Origin of the sequence: Rothia sp. HMSC066H02, from assembly GCF_001814995.1 — a bacterium.
GTDB classification, from domain to species: Bacteria; Actinomycetota; Actinomycetes; order Actinomycetales; family Micrococcaceae; genus Rothia; species Rothia mucilaginosa.
Genome location: NZ_KV818684.1, coordinates 260476 through 278886, shown reverse-complemented (window position 1 = coordinate 278886; position 18411 = coordinate 260476). Strand labels below are relative to the sequence as shown.

General features: G+C 61.0%; 10 protein-coding genes. 2 read left to right on the top strand and 8 right to left on the bottom strand.

Annotation, left to right across the window (positions count from 1 at the left end; genetic code table 11):
* Positions 1-36: 36 nt before the first annotated feature.
* The 3 genes from HMPREF2999_RS06485 to HMPREF2999_RS06475 form a co-directional block, all read right to left on the bottom strand.
* A complete protein-coding gene (locus HMPREF2999_RS06485) occupies positions 37-2601 on the bottom strand; it encodes a Rib/alpha-like domain-containing protein (RefSeq protein WP_070676551.1) in 2565 nt (854 codons plus the stop codon).
* Between the two features lie 905 nt (positions 2602-3506).
* Entirely contained in the window at positions 3507-4397 is an 891-nt protein-coding gene (locus tag HMPREF2999_RS06480; RefSeq protein ID WP_005505816.1) for a fumarylacetoacetate hydrolase family protein, read from the bottom strand.
* 71 nt (positions 4398-4468) lie between these two features.
* Positions 4469-5167: a lipoate--protein ligase family protein gene (locus HMPREF2999_RS06475; protein WP_070676553.1), complete on the bottom strand. Its 699-nt coding sequence runs from the start codon at positions 5165-5167 to the stop codon at positions 4469-4471.
* A gap of 401 nt (positions 5168-5568) precedes the next feature.
* Between HMPREF2999_RS06475 and HMPREF2999_RS06470 the strand changes: the two genes are divergently transcribed.
* Together HMPREF2999_RS06470 and HMPREF2999_RS06465 are read left to right on the top strand one after the other, a co-directional pair.
* Positions 5569-7068: an anion permease gene (locus HMPREF2999_RS06470; RefSeq protein WP_070676555.1), complete on the top strand. Its 1500-nt coding sequence runs from the start codon at positions 5569-5571 to the stop codon at positions 7066-7068.
* Between the two features lie 191 nt (positions 7069-7259).
* The gene (locus HMPREF2999_RS06465; protein ID WP_070676557.1) at positions 7260-8741 is read left to right on the top strand and encodes a glycoside hydrolase family 1 protein; all 1482 of its coding nucleotides are present in this window, start codon (positions 7260-7262) and stop codon (positions 8739-8741) included.
* 158 nt (positions 8742-8899) lie between these two features.
* Here the strand turns inward: HMPREF2999_RS06465 and HMPREF2999_RS06460 are convergent, their stop codons facing one another.
* From HMPREF2999_RS06460 to HMPREF2999_RS06440, 5 genes are all read right to left on the bottom strand, one after another.
* Positions 8900-10042, bottom strand: coding sequence for a GNAT family N-acetyltransferase (locus HMPREF2999_RS06460; protein WP_070676559.1), 1143 nt, complete (start codon positions 10040-10042; stop codon positions 8900-8902).
* Between the two features lie 45 nt (positions 10043-10087).
* On the bottom strand, positions 10088-12976 hold the full coding sequence (gene uvrA / locus HMPREF2999_RS06455; RefSeq protein ID WP_070676561.1) for an excinuclease ABC subunit UvrA: 2889 nt from the start codon (positions 12974-12976) through the stop codon (positions 10088-10090).
* Positions 12977-13102: 126 nt separating this feature from the next.
* Entirely contained in the window at positions 13103-13876 is a 774-nt protein-coding gene (locus HMPREF2999_RS06450) for an MBL fold metallo-hydrolase (protein ID WP_012903431.1), read from the bottom strand.
* A 1332-nt stretch (positions 13877-15208) separates the two neighbouring features.
* Positions 15209-16921 carry a formate--tetrahydrofolate ligase gene (locus HMPREF2999_RS06445; RefSeq protein WP_005508799.1) on the bottom strand — a complete coding sequence of 571 codons (1713 nt, stop codon included), beginning with the start codon at positions 16919-16921 and terminating at the stop codon, positions 15209-15211.
* A 233-nt stretch (positions 16922-17154) separates the two neighbouring features.
* A complete protein-coding gene (locus HMPREF2999_RS06440) occupies positions 17155-18198 on the bottom strand; it encodes a zinc-dependent alcohol dehydrogenase family protein (RefSeq protein WP_070676563.1) in 1044 nt (347 codons plus the stop codon).
* Between the last annotated feature and the right edge of the window lie 213 nt (positions 18199-18411).

The following is an 18411-nucleotide window of genomic DNA, read 5'->3' as shown; positions in this document are numbered from 1 at the left end:
CGCATCAGCTCGCGGGCATGCAACCCTAGCGGGCCCTTAGCGGTTAGCGACTGCCACCTGCAGGTAACCTTCAGCGGACTTTACGCCCTTGTCGGTCACTGCGCGGTAGCGGACCAGCGGCGCGAAGCCCTGCTTATTCTTAGCAGATACCGCAATGCCCTGGGTGCCGTCGGGCAGGGTCACCACACGGTAGGTGCCGTATTCATCGCTGTATGCGCTGACGGCCTGGCCGCGCTGGTTGAGCAGCTCCAGCTTCTTCACGGTTTCGCCGCGGCTGTATGCGCCGAAGGATGCCTCGTCGTTGTTCAGGACAGCCACGTTCTGGGTGGTGCCCGAGTACAGGGAGACGGAATCCTCACGTGCGATGGGGCTGTTCTTATCGACCACGTGTACCTTCAGCGGGATCGAGTACAGCTGCGCGGCGGAGCCCCTCTTCGCCTTCACATCGGACATGCGTGCGGGTGCCTTGCCGGTGCGGTTCACGGTGATGTTCGTACCGTTGTCGCGGCGCAGATCCCAGGTGGTGCCGGTGACCTCGTGAGTGTTCAGATCGATCGAGTAGGTGCCGGTCTTGCCGTTGGAGGCAAAACGGATGCCGGTCTCCGCGCTGGAGAACTGGCCGCCAGCAGTGTTGACCTTCTCCTTGTTGACCCAGCGGCTGGGTTTGAAGTTCGGGGTCTGCTCGATTTCCTGGAAGTTGTAGTCGCGGGCGTAACGGTAGTTCGGGGAAGCCTTGTGCGACTGGTGAACGCTCTGCGCGACTGCGGTCTCGCCGGAGTAGACGGTGGCGTGGTGCTCGGCGGGCTGGTAGATCACGCCGGAGCCGGTGCCGGTCTTGCCGTAGGAATCCGAGGGGTACTTGAACTTCACGCTTGTATCTGCGCTGGCGGTGTTGCGGCCTGCACTGTTTTCAGCGGACTCGGTGTAGTTCACGGGCATCCACTGCACCTGCTGCCAGGGGAACTGGTTGCCGGTGAAGCCACTGGGCACAAAGTTCGCGAACATTGCCGCGAGCTTCGTGTCTTCCTTGTACACGTTCTTACCCTGGCGGGCGTAGGGCGCGTAGGAGCTTGCCGCCTCCAGGTTGAATGCGTTGGTGAAGAGGTTACGGTCCGCGATGATGAAGCCGTACTCCTTCATCGCGGTCAGAATCATGCGGCTGAGCTGGTCGTCGGCGTGACCGGTGTTACGCAGGTGCTCTTCCACGTCAAAGTTCGCGGGCAGGAAGCCGCGCTGACCGGCACGGGGTGCGTTCGGGTACTTACTCACGTCAATCTTGCCGTCGGTGCCCTTCGCCGGGAAGGAGGACGTCAGCGAGGAATAGTCAGCGGCAGTAATGGAGACCATATGGTTGATCTTGCCGGCCTTGAGCTCGTCCACACCAATCTGGGTGAGCTCATTCGCCAGGCCCACCACGGAGGAGGTGCCGTTCTTGAGGGTCAGCCAGTAGTTGTCTTCGCCCACGCCGCCGAAGTTCGGCTTAGCGAGCATGTAGCCGCCGGAGGACACGTGGTAGGTTGCCGGGTAGTCAACCGCAACGGGGATGTCCACGGTACCGCGGGTGCCTGCGGGAATCTTGTAGGTGATAACGCCGGTGTTCGCGTCGATGGACGCGCCGGGTACGTTCTTTGCCAGGCGGAACTTCGCGCCGCGAGCAATCGGGTAGGAGGTGCGGGCGTTGCCGGACTTCGCGTCGATGCTCACGGGTGCGTTGATGGTGACGGTCTGACCTGCGTTGCCGCGGCCGACATTGTTGTACTGAATCTTGGCGCTGGTAGGGGTGGATGCGTTGCCGCCACCTACCTGCACGCGGGCGGTGCTGGTGTAGGTCTGTGCGTCTGCATCCTTGACGAACTTGAAGTAGGAGCGCCAGATGCCGGTCGCCTCGTCATAGAGGGCGACGGACTGGTCGCCGGAGAGGCCGTGGTCCTCGGCAAGCCACTTCGGGATCGGGACGCCGCCGGTGAGGATGCGCTTGTTCTCCGCGTTGGCGTTCACGCGGTTGTCACGGGAGACGACCTCGACGTACTCCTGGTGCGGATTCGCGGAGTTCACGGCGAGGGTCGGGATATTCTCGTGGCCGCCAACGGTCTGGGCGCGGTCCTTCTTCACAGTGCCCGCGTTGATGGCGGTGGTGACGGGGTGGTTACCCGCATCGCCGGTGTATTCGAGGAAGGTGCGGCTGATTTCGCTACTGTTGGCTACGACGGCTTCGGTGCCGGTGAGCTTCTTGGCGGCGAATGAATCGCGGGCGAGCTTACCACTGAGGGGCGAGGTGTTCTCGGTGGTGGTCAGCTGCGCCTTAGTGAGGGAGGAGTTAACCGGTGCGAGGGTCGCGATGCTCTGTGCCTTCTGGTCGGGGTTCCAGTAGCAGGTCGGACCGGGCGCCACGTTGGTGAGGTTCGCCAGGGTTGGCACGGTGCGGTAGCCTGCGTCGACGCAGGTGGTACCGGCTACGTTGCGGATGGGGGCGGTTGCACCGAAGGTCGCGGGGAGGTTCGCGCCGGTGATGACGGTTGCCAGTGCTGCGGAGGCAGCGATGGTGGCACGGCGGCGGTTTGCCGGGCGCTGTGCCGGGTTTTTGGATGCAGTTGCGGTCATGTTTTTCTTTCGTTCGTGTCGGCTTATTTGAGTGAGTGCGTTTGTATGAACAAACACGGACGTGAGTGAAATATGCATCTGAGGGTGTGCCCGGGTGGGTCCTGATCTTCTGGCAGGAGTTCTCAGGAAACTCTCAGATAATCCCCATACCCTACATAGTCTTTGGGGTGAACGCAAAACGAGTTTGTGATTTTGGGCACCGATTTTTTGATAAAGGTTCAGGTTTAGAGTCACATCTCCTTGCACCTTCATGCATTTATTGGTGTTTGAAGACGCAGAATTTGCACCGCAGTGTTTAGGGTTTACTCCTAGTCAAGCGAGGGTGATGTAAAGAAAACGAAAAATGCGTACAGGGAACTAAACCTTAAACCTTGAATTTCCCTGAAAGACGCGCCAAAACTTCCTGTTGAATTTCTCACACGTGACCACAATCTGAGATTCTGCACCGAGAGCAGATAGCACCCCATGCACTGAGACGGGCACCAACCACCCCTCAAAGAGCGATTTCTGGCAACCACCACCCAACGGGAGTACCCTGCTTTTCACCCCGCAGACCCCTCAAAACCCACGTAAAACCCTAAAATTCATGTAAAAGTTCAAAGTTTCTATGTGTTTATCAGCGCGTAACCATGCAAACGCACCACTCCCCCACTCGAGGTGCTGCACGCAGCTCCCAGCAACGACTCCAAGCCGCCCACCGGGGGCTTTATCGATGCAAAAAGCACTCCGCATGTGCCTTAAAAACACATGCGGAGTGCATATATATTCACCTATAGCTACCGCGGGTGCGCCCCACAGCATATGCCAGCAGCCCCCCCCCGCGTGGGTTCACGTGGGTTCATCAGCAGTTGCTCACACAGCCAGGGGAAACCACGGCGCCACGGGTTAGCTACAGCGCAAAATAGTTACAGCGCGCCTGCCTCCGAGCAGACATTCACCAGCTCACCAATGCCCTCAATGCGGGTGCGTACCGTCTGCCCCGGCTTCAACCACTGACGCGGATGCAGCGATAAACCAACCCCAGCCGGGGTACCCGTCGCTACCAGATCACCCGGCTCCAGGGTCATAAACCGCGAAATATAGGACAGCAGCTGCGCCGGGGTAAACACCATATCCGCCGTCGTGCCGCGCTGACGCACCACACCATCCACCTCACAAACCAGCTCCAAGCCGGCAACCGGGTCAACCTCATCGGGGCTCACAATCACCGGACCAAACGGAGTCATCGCATCCCAGTTCTTACCCTGGAACCACTCCGAAGAACGACCCTGCCAGTCACGCACCGACACATCATTCATGACCGTGTACCCCATCAGAGCCTCAAGCGCCTGCTCCTCCGTGGCGTTACGCAGGCGAGCGCCCACGACCAGGCACAGCTCAACCTCCCAGTCGACCTTCGTGCTGCCGGTGCCGTCGGCGGCGGGCATGCGGATCTGCTCGCCGGGGCCAATCAGCGCGTTCGGGAACTTCGCGAACAGCGCCGGATGCTCGGGCACCTCAAGGTTCATTTCCGCGGCGTGGTCGCGGTAGTTCAGGCCGGCGCACACAATCTTGCCGGGCTTATCCAGCGGGCGAATAAAAGGTAGGGAGTTCCATAGTTCCTCGCCGTGGCCCATGACGGTCGCGCCGTTCTCCTTCAGGATCGCCACGGCGTTCTTCGGGTCGCCAAAGTTCAGGCGGAACCGGCTGTAGAAATTCAGTAGCGGGCTGAGCTTCGCCGGAAGCTCGTACACGGTCTCTTCGAAGAAGCAGACCGCGCGGCTGCCCTTCGAGTCTTTAATCTGTGCCCAACGCATGGATGCTCCTTCGCTTCAGGTGGGGGGGTAATTCGGGGTGGAATAGGGGTAAAAGTCAGAAATAAAACAACCTAGTGAAAACCGTTTTGGGCGTACACCTCAACGATGGCGTCTTCCAGGTCTTCCATGAGCAGGGCGGGGTTTGCATCCTGCGCCGCACCAACCGTGGCGGGGTCCAGGTCCATGCCGAGGGCACGGTACACGTCCGCGGTAACCGCCCGCAGCGGCGCAGAATCAGAGACCACGATGCCGGTGCTGAACCACCAGCCGCCGGTCACCACACGCTGGGCAGTGCCGACCAGTTTAATGCGGCCACCACCTGCGGAGGCGGGAAGCTGCGCGTGCACCGAATACTCGCCGGGGCAGTACTCCCCCGGGATCTCGCCCATGCGCGCATCCACGCCGACCTCGCGTAGCGCCTGCGCGTACATGGAACCGAAGAGTTCGTAGCGTAGGGTGTTGCCGCTGCGGGCGTCGGAGGCGGGCTGAAAATGGTCCACGACCAGGCACCCTTGATGGTAGGCGGCGGCATGCCCGCCCACTTTGCGCACCAGCACCTCAAAACCGTGCTCGGCGCACGCCGCGGCGGCATCCGCGAAGCCGGGGTTCAGTTCGTCACGGCGGCCGAACGCGACCGTCGGGTTCGGCTGATACATGCGCAAGGTGGCTTCACGCTTGCCGGTTGCCACCTCGCGGAGCATCTGCACCGTCTGGTCGTGGTGAATGAGGATATCGCCGGATTCGGGGCCGGTCTCTCGAATAATCTGCACGTTCCTATTTTACGGTTACGCCCGTCACTTGCGGTGCGTGGTCGGTGGGGCGTCTCAGGAGCGACGCGGAAGCAACCCAGAGACAGCTCAGGGGCGACCCAGAAGCAGTTCAGGAGGCGGCATTCCCCCGCTACGCCTCACGCCGATTCCCCCTTGAAGCTGTGCAAAGTCATCGCCGAAACCCCGCGGAATCCCAGCCGCTGATACCCCCAGCCATATTCACATTTTTTATGCCAATTTTCTTCACTCCGTGAATCCAAACCATTACGATTAAAAAACTACGTGGCATCCCACACGTTGCCATAAGTACACAACACAGCATGACAACGCAGAAGAAACGCGCACACCGTGACGGCCCACCCACCACGGACCAAACTGTACGTTTCATAAGGAGTACGGACATGACACAGTCCACCAACACAGCAGCAGCCGCTGCCGCATCCAATCCGGAGGTGAACGGCCAGGAGGTGAGCGCAGCCCGCAAACAGCGAAACAAGCTGATCCTGCACGTTGCCATCATCCTCGTAGCGACCCTCGCTATCTGGTTCGTTCCCGCCCCCGAAGGCGTCGACCCGCGCGGCATGCACATGCTCGCCATCTTCGTCGGCACCATCCTCGGCCTGATCCTGCAGCCGCTGCCGACCCCGTCCGTGGCGCTCGTCGGCCTGGGCGCCGCAATGATTACCGGCACTATGGCGGCAAAGAACGAGGCGCTGACCGGCTTCGGTAACTCCTCCATCTGGATTATTGTTGCCGCGTTCTTCATCGCCGACGGTTTCCTCATTACCGGACTGGGCAAGCGCATCGCGCTGCTGTTCGTGCGTGCGCTCGGCAAGTCCTCCCTGGGCCTGTCCTACGGTATGGCAATCACCGACCTGGTTCTCGCCCCCGCCACCCCCTCCAACACCGCGCGTGCCGGTGGCGTGATTTACCCGATTATCCGTTCCCTCTCCGAGGTCAACGGCTCCACCAACGAAACCCCCGAATCGCGCCGTAAGCTCGGCTCCTACCTGCTCATGACCGAGGCGCAGGTCAACACCATCACCTCCGCCATGTTCCTGACCGCAATGGCGGGCAACCCGCTGGCGCAGAAGTTCGCGCACGACCACAACATCAACCTCGACTGGGGCACCTGGGCGCTCGCGGCAATCGTTCCCGGCCTTGCAGCGCTGATTGTGATGCCGTGGATTATGTCGAAGATTTACCCGCCGACCATCAAGAAGACCCCGGACGCACCCGAGCATGCCCGCCAGGAACTGCACGAAATGGGCCCCATGAGCTCCAAAGAATGGATCATGCTCGGCACCTTCGCGCTGCTGCTGGTCCTGTGGATTACCGGCACTTCTATCGGTATTGACGCCACCAGCGCCGCTTTCTTCGGCATCGGTATTCTGCTGGTGACCAAGGTTCTGACCTGGAAGGACATGGCGAAGAACTCCAGCGCCTGGTCCACCCTCATCTTCTTCGCCGTGCTCGTCGGCATGGCCGACCACCTCAAGAAGCTCAAGGTCGTGGACTGGATTGGCCAGCAGGCCGCCCACAGCGTCAGCGGCATGGCCTGGCCCCTGGCCTTCACCGTGCTGGTTCTGGCCTACTTCTTCATTCACTACATGTTCGCCTCGAACACCGCCCAGATCGTGGCCCTGTACGCTGTGTTCCTCGGTGCGGCGGTAGCTGCCGGTGTTCCGCCGATGTTCGCGGCGCTGTTCCTTGGCTTCATGGGTAACCTGATTGGCGGCATCACCCACTACGCCTCCGGCCCGGCGGGCGTGTACTACGGTTCCGGATACTTCAGTGTGGGCGAATGGTTCAAGATCGGCTTCATGGCGGCTATCGTGAACCTCGTCGTCTGGGGTGCGGTCGGTACCGCGTGGCTGTTCGCACTCGGCTTCGCCAACTAGTAGCACAGGCCCCGCGGCGACCTAGCTCAGCGTAAAAGCGCTGTAGAAAGCCCGGTGTTCTCACGTGAATTTTCGTGTGAGAACACCGGGCTTTCGCATGCCCGATAGCGTCCCAAACAGCGCAAAACCTAGTATTCCCCCATCCCCTCCGTTAGGGTAGAAGAAAGACCCACAGCACCTTGGAGGACGCCATGCATCAGGACCAGCACATCACCGCCCAGACCACCAACCTGCCCGGTAACAGCCCGGCACTGACCGAGCCGCAGCCGCTCGGCGCGTTCCCCGCCGGTTTCCTCTTCGGAGGCGCCACCGCCGCCAACCAGTTCGAAGGCGCCTGGAACGAAGACGGCAAGGGCCCCAGCCTGCAGGATGTGCTGCCCGCCGGCGGCCTGTACCCGCGCACCGCCGAACCCACCGAGGACAACCTCAAGCTGGAAGGCATCGACTTCTACCACCGCTACCGCGAAGACATCGCCCTGCTCGCGGAGATGGGTTTTAATGTCTTCCGTTTCTCCATCGCCTGGTCGCGTATCTTCCCCCGCGGCGACGAAGAAACCCCGAACGAGGCGGGCCTCGCCTTCTACGACCGCGTGCTCGACGAGCTCGAAAAGCACGGCATGGAACCGCTCATCACCCTCAGCCACTACGAAACCCCGCTGCACCTGGTGGAGCAGTACAACGGCTGGACCAGCCGCGAACTCATCGGCTTCTACGAACGCTACGCCCGCACCGTATTCGCCCGCTACGGCAAGCGCGTGAAGTACTGGCTGACCTTCAACGAAATCAACTCCATGCTGCACCTGCCGTTCATGTCCGGCGGCATCAACACCCCGGCGGATCAGCTCAGCGACGCAGACCTGTACCAGGCGATGCACCACGAGCTGGTCGCCTCCGCACGCGCCACCGCTGCGGCACGCGAACTGGCACCCGGCGCCCAGGTCGGCTGCATGATTCTTGCCATGCCCACCTACCCGCTCGCCCCCGACCCCGCCGACGTACTCGCCGCCATGCAGACGGAACAGGCGAACTTCGCGTTCGGTGACGTGCACGTGCGCGGCGCATACCCCGGCTACTTCCTGCGTGCCCTGCGTGAGAAGGGCGTGGAACTGAACATCACCGAGCAGGACCGCGAGGACCTGAAGAACACCGTGGATTTCGTGTCGTTCAGCTACTACATGTCCACCTGCGCGACCGGCGACCCGGCGCGAGGCGAGCGCGGCGAAGGCAACATCCTCGGCGGCGTGGTGAACCCGACCCTACCCGCCAGCGAATGGGGCTGGCAGATTGACCCGACCGGCCTGCGCGTGGTCCTCAACCAGTATTGGGACCGCTGGCAGAAGCCGCTATTCATCGTGGAGAACGGCCTGGGCGCCCGCGACGAACTGGTCGAGGTGAACGGCGAGCTCGCCGTGGAAGATGATTACCGCATCGACTACCTGCGCCAGCACCTGCACGCGGTACGCGAGGCGATTGAGGACGGCGTGAACGTGCTCGGCTACACCACCTGGGGTTGCATCGATATGATTAGCGCCTCCACCGCGCAGATGTCCAAGCGCTACGGGTTCATCTACGTGGACCGCAACGATGACGGCACCGGCACCCTGGCGCGCTACCGCAAGAAGTCCTTCCACTGGTACCGCGAGGTGATTGCCAGCAACGGCGCGGAGCTCTAGAAAGTTCTAGACGCTGAACTCCGCGAAAATCCCGGCACGCTGAACCCCGCACGGTTAACACGCGAAACTCAGCAGCAAAAGCCCCCGAGACTCCGAATCTCGGGGGCTTTCTACATGTCGTTATGCCTAGCGCGGGCGGCTCTAGTCTGTAGGCAAATCTAGTCCATAGGTAGGTCATTCAGGCTGGTGGACACGTACTCCCACCAGGTCGGCACCAACCCGGCATTCATCGCAACCCTCTGCGACAGCATGTGCGACGGGCTCGTACCGTAGAACGGTAGGTACCCTTCCGCCAGGGTCAGGCGTGCGGCATCTCGCACCAGGGCGCTCGCAATACCCGCGCCGCGGAAGGCGGGCAGCACGTCAATGCCAATCTGGCGCATAATCGGCGAATCGTCACTCAGGCCAACCATAGCGATAGGGTCTGCGAGCGCGGGGCTCTCCCCCGCCGCGGGTGCATCAGGTGTATCCCCATCCACCGGGTATGCGGCAAGCACCAGCACATCCGGGCGGGTCACGCTAAAGCCCAGCGCGTTCGAGTAGCGCTTATCCCCGCGGAAACGCTCAAACTTTTCAGCGTCCAGCAGCTCCACGCGCAGGCGGGTTACGCGCGCCTGCGTGTCCTGCGGGTCAACCTCAAGCGCACCCGCGGAGGCGTTTGCCTCCCTGCTGATGGTGCGCTCGCCGGTGATTTCGGCGAGCAACGCCGCCTTCAGCTCGGCGGGGTCAACGCGGCGCATCATACCCACACCGGGCACGGCGCACTTGACCTCCTGCGCCTGCACGCCCTCGGGTACGACCGAGTTCAGCAGGGCGCGGCCGGGCGTGTAGTAGATGCTCGTGCCGCTGACCTGCTGGGTGTAGGGGGTGAGCAGTTCGTTGAGCTGGCGCAGCTGCGCGTAGTCGCCCAGCCAGTTCGACTGGTCGCCGAGCATGTAGTCGATGGCCTTGTCCAGCACGCGCGGATGTTTGGCGCAGAGAATGCCGACGCTCGCGTAGTTGGCGACGCGCAACTCCCAGATGTCGTCGTTGCGGCGGCGTGCAGCGCCCATCTTCTCGGAGGGAGGCTGCACGGTGGCGAGCAGCGGCAGGCTCTCGGCGTCCGGGTAGTCGCGTAGCTCTTCGAGGGCGCGGCTAATCGAGCCAGGCGCCTGGCAGAAGTCCGCCTCCAGCTGGGTGTGCAGGATGTGCCGCGCACGGTCCGCGGTGGTCACAGCGCCGCGGTTCGCAGCACCACGGTTCGCAGCGCCACGGGTTGCCTGAGCTCCCCGGGCAGGTTCGGTTCCTTGAGTATCAGTCACGTAGGTTTCCTCTAGGTCAAGTTCTTGACTAGTTCAGAATCTCGGCTAGCTCAGGATCTCAGCAAGGAACGCGCCGGTGTGCGAGCCCTTCACCTGAGCCACCTGTTCCGGGGTGCCTTCGGCAATCACGGTGCCGCCGCCGCTACCGCCTTCGGGGCCCATGTCGATAATCCAGTCGGCGCACTTGACCACGTCCAGGTTGTGCTCGATGGTGATGACGCTATTGCCCTTGTCCACCAGCGATTGCAGCACGGCGAGCAGCTTGCGGATGTCCTCAAAGTGCAGGCCGGTGGTCGGCTCGTCCAGCACGTAGATGGAGCGGCCGTTGGAGCGCTTCTGCAGTTCGGTTGCGAGCTTCACGCGCTGCGCTTCACCACCGGAGAGGGTGGTTGCGGGCTGGCCCAGGCGAATGTAGCCCAGGCCCACGTCCACGAGGGTGTTCAGGTGGCGCGCAATCGGGGTGAACGCGGCGAAGAACTCTGCGGCTTCTTCCACGGGCATTTCGAGTACGTCGGCAATGGTCTTGCCCTTGTAGTGCACTTCGAGAGTTTCGCGGTTGTAGCGCTTGCCGTGGCAGGTTTCGCAGGGCACGTACACGTCCGGCAGGAAGTTCATTTCAATCTTCAGGGTGCCGTCGCCGGAGCAGTCCTCGCAGCGGCCGCCCTTGACGTTGAAGGAGAATCGACCCGGGGTGTAGCCGCGCATTTTCGCTTCGCTGGTCTCTGCGAACAGCTTGCGGATGTGGTCGAACACGCCGGTGTAGGTGGCGGGGTTCGAGCGCGGGGTACGGCCGATGGGCGACTGGTCCACGTGAATGACCTTGTCCAGGTGTTCCAAGCCGTCGATACTCTTGTGGCGGCCGGGTACCTGCTTGGCGCCGTTGAGCTTGTTCGCCAGGGAGGTGTACAGAATGTCGTTGACCAGGGTGGACTTGCCTGAGCCGGACACACCAGTCACCGCGGTGAACACGCCCAGCGGGAAGGACACAGTCACGTTCTTGAGGTTGTTTTCGCGGGCGCCGCGCACGGTCAGCTGGCGTTCCTTGTCCACGGGGCGGCGGGATGCGGGCACCTCAATGCTGCGGCGGCCAGCCATGTAGTCGCCGGTAATGGACTTGGTGTTCTTCAGCAGCTCCTCAAAGCTGCCGGAGTGCACGATTTCGCCGCCGTGCTCGCCGGCGCCGGGCCCCACATCCACGATCCAGTCGGCTTCGCGCATGGTGTCTTCGTCATGCTCAACCACGATAAGCGTATTGCCCATATCGCGCAGCTTAGTCAGGGTTTCGATGAGGCGGCGGTTATCGCGCTGGTGCAGGCCGATGGAGGGCTCGTCGAGCACGTAGAGCACGCCGACCAGACCTGAACCAATCTGGGTTGCGAGGCGGATGCGCTGGGCCTCACCGCCGGAGAGCGTGCCAGCGGAGCGTGAGAGGGTCAGGTAGTCCAGGCCCACGTCCAGCAGGAATTGCAGGCGCGCGTCGATTTCCTTGAGGACCTGCTCGCCAATCTTGGCTTCGCGGGCGCTGAGCTGCAGGCCGCGCACGAAGGCGAGCGCGTTAGCCAGGGACAGGTCAGTAATGTCTGCGATGGACTGGCCGCCGACCTTCACGCCGAGGATGGTCGGGTTCAGGCGCGCGCCACCGCAGGAGGGGCAGGCGACCTGGCGCATGTACTGTTCGTAGCGGTCGCGGGCAAAGTCCGATTCGGTTTCTTCGTGCTTGCGCTTAATGTACGCCTTCACGCCTTCGAATCCGGAGGTGTAGCGGCGTTCGCGGCCGAATCGGTTGCGGTAGGACACCTCAACCTTGTAGTCCTTGCCGTCCAGGATGGCGGCGCGGGTCTTGGCGGGTAGGTCCTTGAAGGGGGTGTTCAGATCGAAGCCGAGCTCCTCCCCCAGGCCTGCGAGCAGGCGCAGCCAGTATTCGGTGGTTGCTTTGCCCTGCGACCAGGGGGCGATAGCGCCCTCGCCGAGGGTCAGGTCGGGGTTGGGTACGAGCAGTTCGGTGTCTACTTCCAGGCGCGAGCCGATGCCGTCGCAGGCACTACATGCGCCGAACGGCGAGTTGAAGGAGAAGGCGCGCGGCTCGATGGTGTCGATCTGCAGCGGGTGATTATTGGGGCAGGCGAGGTTTTCACTGAAGGAGCGGGTGCGTTCGGGGTCGTCCTGCTCGCGGTCCACGAAGTCGATGAGCACGCGGCCGTCGGCGAGCTTGAGCGCGGTTTCGATGGAATCGGTCAGGCGCTGATGGATACCGTCCTTAATGACGATGCGGTCGACGACCACCTCGATGGTGTGCTTGTACTGCTTGGCGAGCTTGGGCGGGTCGGAGAGCTGCACGGTTTCGCCGTCCACGCGGGCGCGCGAATAGCCCTGCGTGAGCAGGTCCTTGAAGAGGTCTACGAACTCGCCCTTACGTGCGCTGACGACGGGCGCGAGGATCTGCAGGCGGGTGCGTTCAGGGTACTCCTGCAGAATGTCCACGATCTGCTGCGGGGTCTGCTGGGTGATTTCTTCGCCGCATTCGGGGCAGTGCGGGTGGCCGATGCGCGCCCAGAGCAGACGCATGTAGTCGTAGATTTCGGTGATGGTACCGACGGTCGAGCGGGGGTTCTTGGAGGTGGACTTCTGGTCGATGGACACCGCCGGGGAGAGACCCTCGATGAAGTCGACATCGGGCTTGTCGACCTGTCCGAGGAACATACGCGCGTAGGAGGACAGCGACTCAACGTAGCGGCGCTGACCTTCCGCAAAGATGGTGTCGAAGGCGAGGGAGGACTTACCGGAGCCGGAGAGGCCGGTGAAGACGACCATCGCATCACGCGGAATGGTGAGGTCTACGTTCTTGAGGTTGTTTTCGCGGGCACCCTGAACCCGGATACTGGTCAGGTCGTTCGCTTTGAGTGCGGTGCTACCGTGTGCCGGGCGGGGTGTCATCGAAAATCCTTTCGTCTTATCTTCGAACTTAAATTCTACACCCTCACGCCTTTCACCAGCGGGATTATGCGGCGGGTGAAGGCCTGAGGGTGCAGCACTTATATGAGGCGGACTGGCAGGCGCGGTTTACCAGCCGCGGGTTCCCCACTCTTCCAGGTGGGGGCGCTCGTCGCCGAGGGTGGTGGATCGGCCGTGGCCGGGCAGCACGATGGCGTCGTCTTCGAAGCCACCGAAGAGCTTTTCGAGCACGTTGGAGAAGAGCTCACCGAACTGCTGCGGGGAGTCGGTCTTGCCCACGCCGCCGGGGAAGAGGGTGTCGCCGGTGAACAGCAGGGTTGCGGGGGTGCCGTCTTCCCAGGTGGTTTCGAGGGTGTAGACGATGGATCCGGGGGTGTGTCCGGGCACGTGCAGGGCGCGGATGACGGTGTCGGAGAGGTAGAAGTCGAAGCTTTCGCCGCCGGTCAGTTCTTCTTCGACGGTGTAGTCTTCCAGCTCCTTAATCTCAGCAGCGTCAGCTGCACCCGCGGAGGTCACGGCACCGGTGAGGTGGTCGAGCTCCTTAATAGCGCGGATGTGGTCCCAGTGGCCGTGAGTAACGAGGATACCGGTCAGACCGATCGCACGGGGCCTGATGGAGTTGAAGTCCTCTTCCTTCTCCATGACGCGCACGCGGCGTTCTTCGCCGTCTGCCAGTTCAAGCTGCGGGCAGTCGTTCAGGAGCGCGTCGAGAGTGAAAGCGTAGAGTTCTTCTGCGTCGTCTGCAGGGTCGATGAGTACCTGCTCGCCGGTGGCGCGCATGGTGATGAGGTAGACGCTGTTGTCCATCTCGGAGACACTGAACGCACGGACGGTCAGTTCGGGGTTCTCAAAGATGAGGGTGGGTTCGGGGTAAGTAGTCATAGTTCCAGTGTAGGGGTTGTGACCGCACAGCAGGCATCTATGCGTAATACTCCCCTATCAGCGCATTCGGCGTTGAACGCGCGGGATACATGCACGGGTTGCATGTGCGGGATGCACAGGGAACAAACAGGGAACAGAATTCTGGAGCACGCTCAGTACAGATTAGGTTCAGTACAGATTGGGTTCAGCGCGGATTAGGTCCCAGCTGGATCCCGCCAGGCTGAGGGTTCAGTGAAATTCAAAAGTCCACTGAAATTCAAAAGTTAAACAGAGAAGCGACTGCGCATCGATACACAGTCGCTTCTCATGACACCCAGGGGTATCTATCACTCACTCAAACACAAGCAACCCGAGGACTTTGGAAATCTCACGATTACTTGATGACTCAATAGTAGCGAACTTTTTGGGGGCTGTTTTACCGCCCAATTTGGTACGGAGAGCCGGATTTAGTGACCCGCGCCTCAATGTAATCATTCTGTAATAAAAACAGGTGTTTTTTAGGGTATCCATACGTACCAATTTCATTTTTTTCGAGTTTTAGTGTGACTTATTTCACCCAAAATAATTTTAAATTTTCCCTCTTTTGACACTTCGGTGCACCTTCAACTTAAGCTTCACGCTCGGCAATCCCAAAGGTTCAATGCCCGGTTTTAGCCCGGTATTCCGCGGAAGTAGAGGGTTAAGGTGAAAGTATCTTCAAGTACTTGCAACTTCATTAACCGGAAAAAATGTACCGCTCACCGTTCAAAATCTGCACGATTATTCGCGCGAGGGCAAAATCAATTGGTCTGTTTTGCCCCTGTAGGTACCCTCTAAAGTAGAGGTTTTATTACAAAACAATAACATCACACCCCCCACTAGGTTCACTAAGTGCACTCAATGAACCCGCCCCGAAAAAGCAAAATACCTAGTCAGTACTATATTTTCACAAAATGCAAGGTAATAGGTGGGTCAAAAATCAACCTCTATAGATTGTTTAATAAAACCTGACCTTCAAGCATAAATAGAGCCCAATTATTAACCAGCAAGTACCAATTCCGCCCTCAAAACAGGCGCTCCAGAACCCTCAATAATAGGTTGAGATACCCCTCCACTAGGGGTTCCAGAATCCTTCACTCCCCTGGATTCCCCCTGATGTCAGCCCAGTTTCAGCCTGGTTTCAACTCGTTTTCAGACACACATCCCCTGCTCTCAAGCGCCGCAAAACCGCCTCAGGCACACCGTGAAAGCGCAGCAGCACACAGCAAAGGCGGCGCCCCTCCCCCGCTGTGGGGAAGGAGCGCCGCCTCCACTAGCTATAAATCAGCTGGAACAGCCGCTTTAGGACAAGCCTTAGGACAGGCCGACCATCACGCCGTTCTCGTCGAAGCCGATGCGCTCAGCTGCGGGGCTCTTGCTCAGACCCGGCATGGTGCGCATGGTGCCGCAGATAGCGTAGACGTAGCCAGCACCTGCAGCCAGGCGAACCTCGCGCACGGGCAGAGTCCAGCCGGTCGGTGCGCCCTTCAGGGTTGCATCCGAAGAGATGGACAGGTGGGTCTTCGCGATAACCACGGGCAGGTGCGAGTAGCCCAGCTCAGCGAAACGCTTCAGCTGCTTAGCGGCAGCGGGAGCAATGGAGATGCCGTCCGCGCCATAGACCTTGGTGGCGACCTTCTCAATCTTGGTCTCGATGGAGTCCTCAAGATCGTAGGTGTACTTCAGATCCGAAACGTCGTCACATGCCTCAGCAACCACGTCTGCCAGGTCGGTGGTGCCCTTACCGCCCTCAGCCACACCGCGGTGGATAGCGACGCGAGCACCGGCTTCCTCAGCGATACGGCGAATGGTCTCGTGCTCGGACTCGAAGTCGGTCGGGAACGCGTTGATTGCCACGACCGGCTGAACACCGAAGTTGCGCACAATCTCGATGTGCTTCTTCAGGTTCTCTGCGCCCTTCTCCACGTCGGAGGGGCTTTCCTGCAGCATGCCTTCGGGCAGGGGCTTGCCCGGAACGATCTTGTACAGGCCGGAGTGGGACTTCAGGGAGCGTACGGTCACGACGAGCACTGCTGCGTCCGGCTTCAGGCCGGAGACGCGGCACTTGACGTTGAAGAAACGCTCCGCACCCATATCGGCACCGAAGCCAGCCTCGGTAATCACGTAGTCGGAGTACTCCAGACCAACGTAGTCGGCGACCACGGAGGAGTTACCGGTTGCGATGTTGCCGAAGGGGCCCGCGTGAATCAGTGCGGGGGTGTGCTCCAGGGTCTGCAGCAGGTTCGGGTTGATAGCGTCTGCCAGGATGACGGACATTGCGCCGTCAGCCTTCAGGTCGGCTGCGGTGACGGGCTCGCCGTCGTAGTTCAGGCCGATCACGATCTTTGCCAGGCGCTCACGCAGGTCCTTGAAGGAGGTTGCCAACGAGAGAATCACCATAATTTCGGAGGCGCTGGTGATGTCGAAACCGGTCTCGCGGACCACGCCGTCCATGCGTTCGCCCAGGCCCACGACGATGTTGCGCAGGGAGCGGTCGTTCATGTCGATAACGCGGCGCCACTCGATTGCGCGCGGGTCGATGCGCAGCTCGTTGCCGTGGTGCAGGTGGTTGTCGATCATGGCGGCAAGCAGGTTGTGCGCTGCGGTGACGGCGTGGAAGTCGCCGGTCAGGTGCAGGTTCAGCTTCTCCATGGGAACGATCTGGGAGTAGCCGCCGCCTGCTGCGCCGCCCTTGATGCCAAAGGTCGGGCCCATTGCGGGCTGACGCAGAGCCAGGATTGCCTTGCGGCCGGTCTGGGCGAAGCCCTGTGCGAGGGAGACGGAGGTTGCGGTCTTACCTTCACCGAGCGGGGTGGGGGTGACTGCGGTAACCACGATGTACTTGGAGCCGCGCTTGCGGGCGGTCTCTGCGTTAGTGGTTTCGTCGAGGAGGACCTTAGCGACATACTTGCCGTAGGGTTCAAGGCGATCTTCGCTGATGCCGTTGTCTGCTGCGATCTTATTGATAGGCCAAAGATCGGCGGCAAGTGCGATTTCGAGGTCGGAAGGGAAAGGCTTCTTCGTCATTGTCATCCTTCGAGTTGTACGAATCATGCTCTTTTATTCTATGCCTTGGCTCACTCATTTGTCCCTCACCTCGCCGGAAGGTGGCAAATAAACCCAATTTTTAATGCACTAATCCCCGCAACCGGTGACCTCCGCTCACGTGGAGCGGCAGGGTCGGTGCGGGGATTAGTAGCGCATACACGCCGGGCTGCCGGTACAGGAACCGGTATAAGAACCGGCGATACGACCGGCTATTACGGCATGGTCAGCAGAACCTTGGTGGCGGTACGTTGGTCCATTGCCTCGTAACCCTTAGCCGCCTCGTCGATGGGCAGAACCATGTCGAAGACGCGGCCGGGCTCAATTTCGCCCTTGTAAATCAGGTCGATGAGGGTCGGCAGGTACTTGCGCACGGGGGCGGGGCCGCCCTCCAGGTGAACCTGCTTGCCGAAGAGCTTATCGGTGCCGATGGAGCTGTCGTGCGGAACGCCCACGAAGCCGATGTAGCCGCCGTGGCGTACGCAGCCGAGAGCCTGGTCGAAGGACTGCTGGGTGCCAACAGCCTCCGCGACGCCGTGTGCGCCCACGCCGTCGGTGAGCTCCATGACCTTGGCAATGCCCTCTTCGCCGCGCTCTTCCACGATGTGGGTTGCGCCGAATGCCTTAGCGAGCGCCTGACGTTCGGGGTTGCGGGACATGATGATGATCTTCTCCGCGCCGAGCTGCTTAGCGCCAATGACTGCACTCAGGCCGACTGCGCCGTCGCCAACAACGACGATGGTCTTGCCGGGGCCTGCCTGCGCTGCGTCTGCTGCGTACCAGCCGGTGCCGAGCACGTCGGATGCCGCCATCAGGTGCGGGATCTGTTCTTCGGTGGGGGTCGCGGGGGTCTTGACGAGGGTGCCGTCTGCGAAGGGTACGCGGGCGTATTCTGCCTGGGTGCCGTTAGAGCGTGCACCGATGAAGGCGTCACCTGCTGCGATTGCCTTGAGGCAGCGGGAGGGGTAGCCTGCGGTGCAGGTTTCGCATTCGCCGCAGGAGATGCAGAAGGAGCCTACGACGAAGTCGCCGGGGGCTACGGTGGTGACCTCGGAGCCTACTTCTACGACTTCGCCGATGTATTCGTGGCCCATTGCCCGGTGGTCGACGGGCTGTGCGCCGCGGTAGGGCCACAGGTCGGAGCCGCAGATGCAGGATGCTGCGAGCTTGATGATGGCGTCGGTGGGTTCGAGCAGGGTCGGCTTGTCGACTTCGTTGACGACGACCTTGCCGGGGGCTTCCATAACAACTGAACGCATGATGTTCCTTTCAAATCTGCGTTGATAGTTAGTCGTATCAGAGTACGCCCCGCACCCCGATATATCAATAATTTTTTATGCTACGGGGTGAAGGTAAAAATTCCGACAGTCGGAACCAGAAAGACCGCTCCAACTCCCCCGATTCCCCAGCGCTTCCACGCCAGGTTAAACCGGGGAAGCCTGGGCATCCTGGCACGTTAAATAGCCCGGTTA